14 protein-coding genes are annotated in these 10,841 nt (G+C 69.5%); 4 read left to right on the top strand and 10 right to left on the bottom strand.

From position 1 onward, the window contains the following. Window positions 1–266: 266 nt before the first annotated feature. Both ABF401_RS17145 and ABF401_RS17140 read right to left on the bottom strand, forming a co-directional pair. Window positions 267–911 carry a class I SAM-dependent DNA methyltransferase gene (locus ABF401_RS17145; RefSeq protein ID WP_353510794.1) on the bottom strand — a complete coding sequence of 215 codons (645 nt, stop codon included), beginning with the start codon at window positions 909–911 and terminating at the stop codon, window positions 267–269. A 91-nt stretch (window positions 912–1,002) separates the two neighbouring features. After that, window positions 1,003–1,611: an ArsR family transcriptional regulator gene (locus tag ABF401_RS17140; protein WP_353510793.1), complete on the bottom strand. Its 609-nt coding sequence runs from the start codon at window positions 1,609–1,611 to the stop codon at window positions 1,003–1,005. Between the two features lie 58 nt (window positions 1,612–1,669). Between ABF401_RS17140 and ABF401_RS17135 the strand changes: the two genes are divergently transcribed. Next, a complete protein-coding gene (locus tag ABF401_RS17135; protein WP_353510792.1) occupies window positions 1,670–2,245 on the top strand; it encodes a dienelactone hydrolase family protein in 576 nt (191 codons plus the stop codon). Window positions 2,246–2,260: 15 nt separating this feature from the next. Here ABF401_RS17135 and ABF401_RS17130 read toward each other — a convergent pair whose 3' ends face one another. Further along, window positions 2,261–2,800 carry a DinB family protein gene (locus tag ABF401_RS17130; protein WP_353510791.1) on the bottom strand — a complete coding sequence of 180 codons (540 nt, stop codon included), beginning with the start codon at window positions 2,798–2,800 and terminating at the stop codon, window positions 2,261–2,263. Window positions 2,801–2,839: 39 nt separating this feature from the next. Next, window positions 2,840–3,265 carry a DUF309 domain-containing protein gene (locus tag ABF401_RS17125; RefSeq protein ID WP_353510790.1) on the bottom strand — a complete coding sequence of 142 codons (426 nt, stop codon included), beginning with the start codon at window positions 3,263–3,265 and terminating at the stop codon, window positions 2,840–2,842. Window positions 3,266–3,338: 73 nt separating this feature from the next. Between ABF401_RS17125 and ABF401_RS17120 the strand changes: the two genes are divergently transcribed. Continuing rightward, the gene (locus ABF401_RS17120; protein ID WP_353510789.1) at window positions 3,339–3,731 is read left to right on the top strand and encodes a hypothetical protein; all 393 of its coding nucleotides are present in this window, start codon (window positions 3,339–3,341) and stop codon (window positions 3,729–3,731) included. Window positions 3,732–3,939: 208 nt separating this feature from the next. Here ABF401_RS17120 and ABF401_RS17115 read toward each other — a convergent pair whose 3' ends face one another. The 4 genes from ABF401_RS17115 to ABF401_RS17100 form a co-directional block, all read right to left on the bottom strand. Further along, window positions 3,940–4,671 (bottom strand): cytochrome b/b6 domain-containing protein, encoded by a 732-nt coding sequence (locus ABF401_RS17115; protein WP_353510788.1) that lies wholly within the window; start codon window positions 4,669–4,671, stop codon window positions 3,940–3,942. Next, on the bottom strand, window positions 4,661–5,185 hold the full coding sequence (locus tag ABF401_RS17110) for a hypothetical protein (protein ID WP_353510787.1): 525 nt from the start codon (window positions 5,183–5,185) through the stop codon (window positions 4,661–4,663). Before ABF401_RS17110 ends, ABF401_RS17115 begins: the two co-directional genes overlap by 11 nt. 87 nt (window positions 5,186–5,272) lie before the next feature. Continuing rightward, window positions 5,273–6,013, bottom strand: coding sequence for an anti-sigma factor family protein (locus ABF401_RS17105; RefSeq protein WP_353510786.1), 741 nt, complete (start codon window positions 6,011–6,013; stop codon window positions 5,273–5,275). Then, entirely contained in the window at window positions 6,010–6,531 is a 522-nt protein-coding gene (locus tag ABF401_RS17100) for a sigma-70 family RNA polymerase sigma factor (protein ID WP_353510785.1), read from the bottom strand. Before ABF401_RS17100 ends, ABF401_RS17105 begins: the two co-directional genes overlap by 4 nt. Window positions 6,532–6,692: 161 nt before the next feature. On the opposite strand from ABF401_RS17100, the gene ABF401_RS17095 reads away from it, so the two are divergent. Beyond that, the gene (locus ABF401_RS17095) at window positions 6,693–7,280 is read left to right on the top strand and encodes a dihydrofolate reductase family protein (RefSeq protein ID WP_353510784.1); all 588 of its coding nucleotides are present in this window, start codon (window positions 6,693–6,695) and stop codon (window positions 7,278–7,280) included. Here the strand turns inward: ABF401_RS17095 and ABF401_RS17090 are convergent. Together ABF401_RS17090 and ABF401_RS17085 are read right to left on the bottom strand one after the other, a co-directional pair. Continuing rightward, window positions 7,277–9,049 (bottom strand): exo-alpha-sialidase, encoded by a 1,773-nt coding sequence (locus tag ABF401_RS17090; RefSeq protein ID WP_353510783.1) that lies wholly within the window; start codon window positions 9,047–9,049, stop codon window positions 7,277–7,279. The two genes, ABF401_RS17095 and ABF401_RS17090, sit on opposite strands and share 4 nt — an antisense overlap. 104 nt (window positions 9,050–9,153) lie before the next feature. Continuing rightward, window positions 9,154–10,110, bottom strand: a complete 957-nt coding sequence (locus tag ABF401_RS17085; RefSeq protein WP_353510782.1) for a cation diffusion facilitator family transporter — start codon at window positions 10,108–10,110, stop codon at window positions 9,154–9,156. Window positions 10,111–10,354: 244 nt separating this feature from the next. Between ABF401_RS17085 and ABF401_RS17080 the strand changes: the two genes are divergently transcribed. Beyond that, window positions 10,355–10,841 (top strand): MBL fold metallo-hydrolase (locus ABF401_RS17080; protein WP_353510781.1); only part of this gene is annotated, 487 nt, incomplete at its 3' end.

Below are 10,841 nucleotides of genomic sequence, written 5' to 3'. Positions count from 1 at the left end.
GCGACGAACCGCGCCGTCAACCGCGCCTGCGCGGCCGCGCAGGCCGCCTTGGCCCGCTCCAGCGCCTCGATCGAGGACACCAGCTCGGCGTCGTCCAGACGGGCCGCCGCCTCGTCCCCCAGCCCGGACACGAGACCCGCCAGCGACACCCCCGGGCTCTCGATCATGCGTTCGACTCTACCGCATCGACGGCGCCGGTGAGCGAGTTATCCACCACCCAATCCCATTGAACCCCAAAGCCGTTCAATACCTCGAACGAACTCGGCTCAACCCCCGGCCAGAGTCGCCGACCCACCCCCACGGGCGATGGCCAGGAAGACGGGATACGTCACCCCGTCTCGAATGATGTGGGTGCAATCCCTGATGGTGACGTCCGCGAGCCCCGCCTGCTGGAGCGCTGTCGCGAGGTCGCCCCGGTCGAAGCCGTGATGGCCGTCGAAGTCGTGGGTGTGGAATGAGCCGTCTTCCCGGTCGAGGTCAGCGATGCAGAGGTGGCCACCGTCAGCGAGCAGTTCGGCGAACGCCTCGAGCACTGTCGGGAGCTGGTGGACGTGGTGCATGACCATCGACGACACGATGAGGTCGAACCGCTCGGAAGGTGCCGGCTCGTTCTCCAGGTCGAGGTCCCAGACACGAGTGTCCGGGGGCATGACACCCGAGCTGACCTTGTCGCTCAACCTCGCCCTCATGCCGGGGGAGTTGTCCGCGAGCGTGACTCCGCCGATCTTCCCGGCCGAGGCGAGCAGCGCCTGCGTCACCAGGGCCGTGCCGGCGCCGTACTCGAGCAACCGGGTCGCATCCCCCAGCGGCACCGCCGAGCTCACCGCTCGGGCGACGTCCTGCGCCTGTCTCACCTTCTCGGGGTCGTCGTCCCAGGTTGCAGCCTTGTCATCGAAGTGCTCGGTGCCCATGCAGCCAGCCTGCCACGGTCGACCGTGACGGTCCCGCGTCGGTGTGCACGTGCACGACAAGGAAACTCAGCGGCATACGGCCAATGCAGTTTCAGTCGGTGCGGTCCCCAGCCTCGGGAAGCCTCGGGTACCCAGCGATCGGATAGATGCCGACCGCCAGCCCGTAGGTCATGTCACCCGATCGAGGCAGCCGGTCGTACTCCTCGACCAGGTCCCGGATCCGCCGCCAGAAGTCGCTGGCCTGCTCCTCACTGAGACGCGCGTGTCGCAGAAAGGCCCAGAGGCGGCGCTCCTCGAACGCCGCGCTCGACTCACGCGCGGCCACCTCGAAGTCGTTGAAGTCGAGGGGCAGCTCGGTGCCCTCCGGGTCGACAGCGATGGTGACCGTCCGGGCAGCCCGGCCGTAGAACCGCTCCTCGACAGCCCGGACACGCCGGGTGCGCACGACCTGCACGAGACCCGCATCGTGCAGCACGCCGACGTGGTGGGCGATCGTGCTCTTCGGCCGGTGCGTCGCCGCCGCAAGCTCCGCGACGGACGCCGCTCGCTCGGTGAGCAGACTGAGGATCGTCGTGCGCAGCGGATGGCCCAGTGCACGGACCTGTTCAGGGCGGGTCAGCACCACCCGGTCAGCGATCTCGTGCCCCGGCGGTGGAGTGGCCGGCGCCGGGGGTCGAGAAGCGGGGGCGTGACGCGTCACGGCAATGAGACTACAGTTGTCGAACGATCCATATTTCTCGATTAATGGAGGTTCACTGATGTCCGAAGTGCTGCTGTTCCACCACGTGCAGGGGCTGACCCCTGGTGTGCATGCGATCGCCGACGCGCTTCGCGAGGCGGGTCACGTCGTGCACACCCCCGACTTCTTCGACGGCCGGACCTTCGACTCGCTTGACGACGGCTTCGCAGTCCTCAAGGCCAAGGGCCCGGATGCCCAGGACACCTGGGCCGACGAGGTCGCGGGGGCTCTCCCGGCGGACCTCGTCTACGCCGGCGTGTCACTGGGCGTCATGCCCGCGCAGCGCCTCGCCCAGACCCGAGCGGGCGCCCGGGGCGCCGTGCTCCTCGAGGCGTGCGCACCGGCCAACGCCTTCGCCGACGGCTGGCCGGCCGGCGTCCCCGTGCAGGTGCACGGGATGGAGGCTGACCCGTTCTTCGCGGGTGACGGTGACGTCGACCATGCTCGAGAGCTCGTCGCCCAGGCCAACGACGGCGAGCTGTTCGTCTACCCGGGTGACGCCCACCTGTTCACCGACGCATCGCTACCGAGCAGCGACCCCGCCGCCACCGCGAGCGTCCTCAGCCGCATGCTGGCGTTCCTCGAGCGCGTCTGAGGGGCCGGCGAAGCGCTACTGGCCGGTGCGCCCGTCGATGCACTCACGCAGCAGGTCAGCGTGGCCGGCGTGGCGGGCGTACTCCTCGAAGACATGGACGAGGATGTCCCTGACGGAGACGCGCTCGCCGTGGACGTCGACCTGCTCGCCGAGATCGCTGCCGTTCCGGCTGTCGAGCCACTCGTTGGACTTCGCGATCTCGGCGTGCCAGGTCGCGAAGGCGTCCTCGACGAGAGCGGGCCGCGGCTCGGCGCCGTTGAAGTCGCGGTCGAAGTCGTCGTCGGTCTTGTAGAGCCGCGGCCCCTCGGTGCGACCCTGGAGCACCCGCTGGAACCAGTGGTTCTCCATCTGGGCGAGGTGCCGGACGAGGCCGAGCAGGCTGAGGGTGCTCGGGGGCACGGAACGACGGGCGAGCTCGTCCGCGTCGAGGCCCTCGCACTTCATCTCGATCGTCAGGCGGTAGTTGTCGAGGTACTCGCGGTACGTCGGCAGCTCGTCGACGGGGTTGCCGTAGGTGCGGGGGTCTTTGTCGGGAGTCGTCCACCGGTCGCTCATCGCTCGATCCAAACGGACGGCGGCAGCACGCGGCAAGAGTCAGGCGATCTGCGATCGCGTCCATTCCATGACGTCGTCGAGGTCCAGGCCGTAGGTGGTGCGTCCCGTCGCGGCATAGGCGGTGAACCGCTTGGCGGCCCGGTCCGCGAGTCGCTCCGCTCCGATCCGGTTGCCGCGGGCCGCATGGGTGACCGCGACACAGACCTGCGCCAAGCCCTGCCACAGGTCCCGCTCCTCGGCCGGCCCGGCCTTCCACCGAGCCTCGAAGACCTCGTGGGCGGCAAACGGGCGGCCCCCGTCGACGAGCTCACGAGCTGCCCTGATGGTTTCGACGGGTGGCAGTGGGTCCTCCGACACGGGCTCGACGCCCTCGGCTCCGTAGGCCAGTGGCCGTCCCAAGGCGTCGCGCGGACGCGCCTGCCGGGCACGCCCATGCGCATCGCGATCCCGCCCGGATCCCGTCATGACAACCATTCTCTCAAGTTCGCGACTCCGATGGGAGCGTGCTCGTGAGGCATCAGGTCCTTAGGCTGGGCACGTGGCTGAGCACATCTCTGGGCAAGAGCTCACACTTCGGGTGCTCGTCATCGGGCTGAACCCGTACCGCGTGCCCGGGCCATGGGACCCCAAGCCGGTCGCCGAGGGGATCGAGCTCGGCAGGATCACGTTCGCAGACCACGGGGTCGGCGCACAGTTCTGCCTGTTCGGCCTCGACGGCAGCGACAATCCCGAGGAGATGGTGACGGAGGCACTTCAGTCCCAACCGTGGGAGTGCGTGGTCATCGGCGGGGGAGTCCGCCGCGCCGAGGAGCAACTGGGCCTGTTCGAGCGGGTCATCAACCTGGTGCGCCGCCACGCCCCCGACGCCGCCATCGCCTTCAATGCCACTCCGTCAGACACCTACGAGGCAGCCGCCCGCTGGATCGACTGACAGGTGGCCACACGCTGAGCCCGGCGTGCGTGCGAAAGTGAGCTCAGCGGCATACGCCATTTGCCGTATGCCGCTGAGCCAATTCCAGCGCAACTGAACTCGCGCCCGACTGCGGCACTGCTCACTCTGGCTCAGCACTGCCGCAGCCGGCACGCCCAAGGACGTGGCGCCACACTCCCGCGACCACCCCGATCCGGCAGCGTGCGCCTCATGGACGTCTGCCCGAGCCCGTCCGGCGCACACGACGGGCGGCCAGGTCGTCTCCATCGTCCGCGTTGCGCTCGACCCATGCGGGCCAGAGCCGCGATGCGACGTCTCGGCGCAGGCGTCCGCCCAGGTGCATGGCTCGCCAGGCGCCGCGATAACCGGGCAGCACGCCGGACGCCACGACGACGTGTCCGGCGACCATGATGGTGAATGCATACGTGGACCACTGGTGGACGCGGTGGGCGACGACGAATGCCGGCCCCCCGTGCAGCGTCGTCAGGACGAGCCCGCTCAGCACGAGCAGCACCAGAGTGCCGACCAGGACCAGGTTCGCGAGCCGCTGCCCAGGGTCGAAGTCCCCTTCGTGGCGACGGAACCGACCCGTGAACGCTGCCAGCGGCCAGGCCTTGAGCCACGCCGAGTCACCTCGATCCCAGCGCACCGACTCCTTGGCGAACCGCCGTAGCCCGCGCCACCAGACGACGATGGCGAGCACGGCGACGATGGCGAGCGCGTAGCCGAGCCAGCGGTGAAGGACCGCATCCGACTGGCCACTGGCGCGGGCGAGCAGGCTCGGGTTGCCCTCCTGCCCGAGGAGCAGCCAGAGGCCGGTCGCGAGCAGGAGGAGCGACAGCGAGTAGACCGACGCGTGCAGCCACCGGCTGGCGCGCCGGTTCCGCTCGACGGTGCCTCCGGTCACCGCTGAGCGGTGCCGGGACAGCTCAGTAACCATTGCCTCCACCCTGCGCTGGCGCGCTCGCCGGGCCCCCGCCGGCCTTCGCCACGGTGACGTTCACCTGAGCCTCCGGGCCGATCGGCGAGTGGTCGGCGTGCTGCAGCGTCACCTTGATGGTGTGCTTGCCGGGGGACAGGGAGTTGATCATCACCTCCGGCTTCGTCTCGACGGTGTACTGCTGAGCGTTGCCGTCGAAGGTCAGGTGGAAGTGGTCCTTGCCGGTGTCCGTCGCGCCCAGGTCCACGGACGAGTTGACCTTGAGTGTGAACGGCTGGGACACCATCGCCCCCTCTGTGGGCTCGACGATGGAGATCGTCGGGGTGGCGCCGCCGGAGCTTCCACTGGCCGCGCCGCCGCCGCATGCGGCCAGTCCCAGCGCCCCTGCCGCGAGCGAGGCGACCAGAACACGGCGTCCGTATGCCGCTGAGCTCGCTCGCGGGGCCAGCGCAGACCGCGCGTGGTCGGGTGTGTTGCGGGTGTGCATCCGCATGATGACCTTCACTTCCTTCATCGATCGCCGAGAGGCCAGTGCCTCTCGATCGCCCGGAGCCGGAGTGGACCGGGCTGTCGTGTGGCACGGCCCTCGGATGCCATCGGTTCAGGTCGTGGTCGCCTCTGACGACTCGTCCCCGACTCGCGGAGGCGTGATCGTGAGGAGGGTGCGACCTTGTGCCGTCACGATGCGCAGGTGCGTGATCTGGCTCAACGGGGTCGCCGTGAAGCCGGTGACGGTCGCCTCGCCCGCATAGTCCGCCTGCCAGCTCGCGGCCGGAGTCGGAGCGCCGTCGACCGGGCTGACGACCAAGGTGCAGCGGGTCCCCGCGGGCACGCCACTCAGGGTCAGGTCGAGCGCCGTGCCCGCGGGTTGCGGTGTCAGTCGCACCGTCGCGTGCGTTCCGGACGTGGCGTCGGCTGCGCTCCACGACGACTGGGGGCCCGGCAACGCCGGTGCTGTTGCGACCTCCGGCGGCCGCTCCGTGGTGAACGTGCGGAGGGCGATGGGCGCGCCGACCCCGGCCGTGACGATCACGGCGGCTGCCGCCAGGAGCGACACCCGGCGTCGACGGCGAGCACGCGTGTCCGCCGCGGCGGTGAGAAGCCGCGAGAGCAGATCGGGTGACGGCGTCACGGGGACGGGTTGCGGCCGAGGGTCGTGGGGCCGAGCCGCCTCGGCGAGCGTGACCTTCGCGAGCAGCGCGGGTAGGGCCTCGAGCTCGGCGAGTTCCTCCCGGCACCGGGCACACGTCGGCAGATGCTGCTCGACCGTGGCCCGGTCGCTCGGGTCCGCCCTGCCGAGGACGTAGACGCCGAGGAGCGGGTGGACGTCGTGGCAGGTCATGGGGTCAGTCCCCTCTCCTCGAGCGTGAGCCTCAGTGCGCGCAGCGCGTAGTACGTGCGGGACTTGACGGTTCCCGCGGGGATGTGGAGCTCCTGGGCCGCCTCGGCGACCGAACGCCCCCGGTAGTACAGCTCGACGATGACGTCCCGGTGCTCCGGGCTCAGCGCGGCGAGCGCCTCCGAGACGATCCAGGCGTCGAGCACGTGGTCGATGTCGTCATCGGAACTCTCGAGGCGCTCAAGCGCGGTGTCGGGCACTTCATGAGGACGTGCGGCGCGAGCCCGGACCGCGTCGACGGCGAGGTGTCGCGCGACGGTGTAGAGCCACGGGCGGACCGGGCCACGCTCGGGTCGGATCGCCTCCGGGTGCTGCCAGGCGCGCAGCAGGGTCTCCTGCACGATGTCCTCCGCACGCCCACGGTCGCCCGCCGTGAGTGTGAGGACGTGCTGGAACAGGGCGCCCGCGTGTTCGTCGTACAGCCCGCGCAGGACCGCCTCGTCAGCATGTGAGAGGACCACAACTGGTGCACGAACGGGGAGACCGGCTGGTTCACCACGCTGCGCTGGACCTTCGCGCCGCGACAGCCTCAAAAAGACTGGAACCCTCGGCGGACGGTTGACACGGTGGGTGGACGTCTGACGCCAGGATCGACACGAACACCACCTCGGAAGGGGACGTCATGCCTGAACTGCTCGTCGACTTCATCACCTCTCTCGACGGATACGGCGCCGCCGAGGGCTGGCCCGGCTGGTGGGGACTGGAGGGGCCCGAGTACCTCGCCTGGCTGGGCGAGCAACCGGACGACTCCACGATTCTCATGGGTGCGACGACCTACCGACTCATGTCGGAGCTCGCCACGGCCGGCGAGCCGGGCACCGACGTGCTGGCAGACCGGTCCAAGCTCGTCTTCTCCACGACGTTGACCGATCCACTCGCGTGGCCGAACACGGAGCTGGTCTCTGGGGATCCGGTCGAGGCGGTTCGGCACCTGAAGGACTCCGGCACGAGGCCGCTGACGACGCTGGGCAGCCTCACCCTGTGCCGTTCACTCCTCAGGGCCGGCCTCGTCGACCGATTCCGGGTGGGCATCTTCCCGGTCATCACCGGGAGCACCGGGCGAGACCGCATCTATGACGGCTACCCGGACGTTGCGCTCGACCTGGTCGCCAGTCGCACCTTCGACGGACGGATCCAGATGCTTGAGTACCTCCCCAGGGTTCTGGCCGGACCGCCCGGAACGGCCGGCCAGAACACTGCGGTGCCCTAGAAGTTCCCGGACCGCGTGACGACGTCCTCCTGGTGGATGTCGGTCGGGACGAACTGGGTTCCGTAGAACCACACGACCGTCTGGACGTTGTTCGTGTCGGTCCAGAACGCGTGGAACGTCCCGTCCGGTCCGGCCGACAGGTCGTTGTAGTCGCCCATGAAACCACCGCCGAACCCGTTTCGGGTGTTGATCGGGTGGGTGCTCATGGTCTGGGTGACCTGAGTCGTCACGTCGGTGACGACGAAGTCGAGCCGCGTGTTGTCGATGTAGTTTCCAAGCGTGTCGCACGTGATGCGACCCACCGGCGGTGGCGGCCCGCTCGCGCACGTCTGCCAGGGCGAGACGACCGTGCCGCGATAGGACCCGATGTAGACCCGCCCGTTGCCGGCGACGTCGATGGCGGGGAAGACGTCCTCGACCGCTCGGGGGCCGGGCGCGTTGAGGGTGGACCCGTCCGGTTGGGTCACGGGGTACCCGACGGGGGTGCGGGTCGCTGGCGCGAAGACATCGGTCGGGCGTGACCACGTCGCTCCACCGTCCGTGGAGCGGCTGTAGACGGCGGTCGACGTGTCGTCCTCCGTCGTCGTCCACGTCGCGTAGAGGTCACCGTTCGGGGCGGCCGCAGCCGCCGGGTAGCTGTTGACACGGAACACCGTGTCCTCGAGCTCAGCCGTGTCGTTGACCGGCGCGATGGCCACCGGCTTGCCCCATGACACGCCGCCGTCGTGCGACGTCACGACGTACGTCGAGTTGAGGGTGGCGAGCCGCGTCGAGCCCTCGAAGAAGACGTGTACCGCGCCATCAGGCGTGACCACCGGCCGGGAACCCTGGTCGTACTTGACGTTGGCCGAGATCTGGGCCGGGGCGCTGAACGTCTGGCCGTGGTCGTCGGACCAGGCAAAGAAGATCGGCGACTGGACGTACCTGCCGTTGGACGGGTTGAAGAGGAACCGCGTCCACGAGACGTAGACCCGGTCCCGGAACGGGCTGGCCGCGTTGGCGTCGGCGGCGATCCACTCCTTGTCGTTCAGCGTGGATGGCGACGTCGTCTGGTTGATGAAGGTCGGTGCGTTCCACGAGAGGGCGCCGTTCGAGCTGAACGACCCCCGGTTGACCGCGACGGTGTTGGGTGCGCTCGTCCGGTTGAAGCCGAGGCCCGCGTAGAACGGGGTGCCGCGGCTGTCGAACGCGAGCGCAGGGTCACCACCCGCGTCGTAGATGCCCCCGGTGAGGCGTTCGACGCCTGGGATGAGTGTGCCGAGGTGGGCCGGGTCGGTGGACTCGCCGGCCCAGGTCGCGCCGCCGTCGTTGGAGTAGTAGGTGCCGGAGTACCCGTCACCGAGCGCGCTGCAGGGCTGCCCGCTCACCGTGCACGTCCAGGTCCGCGTCACGTAGTCGTTGGCCGCCGCGACGATGCGCGACGGGTTGTTCGGGTCGATGGCGATCGCCGTCTCGTTCTGCGGCGCGGCGGCGCGGTCCTGGTTGACCGTGACCGCCGGGGGAGCGACGGACGTGCCGTCCAACGGACTGGAGAGCACGTGGTCCGGCGTGATCGGGGCCTCCGTGGGGGCAGCGGACGAGTCGGCGGCCTCCTGCTCGATGAAGCTGGAGAACCGTATCTGCAGCCCGGCCGTGCCCCGCAGTGAGGCGACCTTGCCGGCCAGCGTCGTGATGTCATACGCGGGTTGGCTTGCCCACGACGGGGCGCCGATGAGCCAACCGAGAGCAAGGGCTGCCGTGGCAGCCGCGATGGCGGGTAACCGCTTCATTCGATGCACCTCCGTGATGGTGGAGGCGGCGGCCGGTGCGTCGGCGCGCAGGGGTCGTCGCGGTGACGATTCACGCTACCCGGCTGTGGGCCGCCCTGTCCCGGTTACGCTTCGATGGCTGGGGCTCCCGGGGTGGACAGCGTGAGCAGGGCCCGCTCGACGAGCTCGTGGTCCTCGATGCGCCGTTCGACGCGGGCAACTCGCTCTGCGACCCGGGTCTCTGGCTCATCACCCGTCATGTCGACGGCGGCGATCATGAACACCTTTCCAGGGCCGACGAACTCCAGGTGCAGGAAGGTGACTCGCTCGATCTCCCCGGTCTCGAGCAGGGCCGCGAGCGCGCGGGCGCGAATCGGGGCCGAGACGGCCTGCCCGACGAGGAAGTCCCGGTTCTTGCCGATGAGGTAGATGGCGAGGACTCCGAGCAGCAACCCCACGAGGATCGAGCCGGCGGCGTCCCAGATGGGGTTGCCGGTGAGCTGGTGCAGGCCCATGCCGCCAGCGGCGAGGACGATGCCGATGAGGGCGGCTGCGTCCTCGACGTAGACGGCACGCAGGGTCGGGTTCGAGGTGAGCGCGACGTATCGCAGCGGGTGGAGGCTGGAACGTGCCGCGAGGCGCACCGTCTGCCGACGAGCCTGCAGGAACGAGATGCCTTCGAGCACGAAGGCCAGGGCGAGGATGACATAGCCCCAGAGGTACTGGGTCTCCGCCTCCTCGGCCGCAAGGCTCTGCAGGCCGTGCCAGACAGACACGATCGAGCCCGCGGTGAACAGGCCGAAGGCAGCGAACATGGACCAGACGTAGGCCTCTCGCCCGTAGCCGAAAGGATGCGTCCGGTCCCGAGGCCTCGTGGACAGGCGGGCCGCGACGAGCAACAAGACCTCGTTGCCGGCGTCGGCCCACGAGTGCGCGGCCTCGGCGACCATGGAGGCTGAGCCGGTGAACGCCGCAGCGACGGACTTGGCGACGGCAATGAGGACGTTTGCGGCAAGGGCGATGATGACGGTGAGCAGGCTCTCGTCCTTCGGTGGGTGCTCTGATGCCGCAAGATCCGCCATGCCTCACCCCTACCCGCTGCGGAGGAGCACTCAGTCGTCAGGCATGGACCGACGCTCTCCAATGGTGCGGTCGGCGAGCGGGAAGGCCAGCGAGCCTGCGCGCACCCACCACTCCATGACCTCGTACGTGAGCCGCCCCGCCAGGACAGACGGGTCACCGTGCTCAGGCGAGGCGGACGAGGGCGCCTAGATTGGTCGGTGGCACCTGCTGAGGGGAGCGTCCCTCGAGGGGAAGGAGGGCGGCATGCGGCTCACAGTCCTGGGCGGTGACGGTGGCTGGCCCCGAGCCGGCAGCGCGTGCAGCGGCTACCTCGTGCAGCGCGAGGGCTATGTGCTGCTCGTCGACCCCGGCTACGCGACCGCACCACTGCTGTTCTCGGTCGTGCCTCCGTGGGAGATCGACGCCGTCCTCGTCACTCACGGTCATCCAGACCACTGCGCGGACCTCAGCCCGCTGCTCCGGGCCCGGGTTTTCGCTGACCATCCGGCGCTTGCCCTCCCGGTCCATGCTCCCGCGGGCGCCCTCGACGCCGTACTGGCTCTCGACCGGCCCCAGCTCCTGCAGGGTGCCGTGACCGTCTCGCATCTGGAGGATGGTGCGCGCCTGCGGCTGGGGCCCTTCGAGGTCGAGGCCACCGCACTGCCGCACAGGTGGCCGAACCTCGGTTACCGGATCAGCACGGACGGACCATCTCTCGCGTACACCGGAGACAGCGGCCCCAGCGAGCGAC

Origin of the sequence: Intrasporangium sp. (genome assembly GCF_040414665.1) — a bacterium.
In the GTDB taxonomy this organism is placed as follows: Bacteria; Actinomycetota; Actinomycetes; order Actinomycetales; family Dermatophilaceae; genus Intrasporangium.
This window is presented reverse-complemented; position numbering and strand designations above follow the sequence as displayed.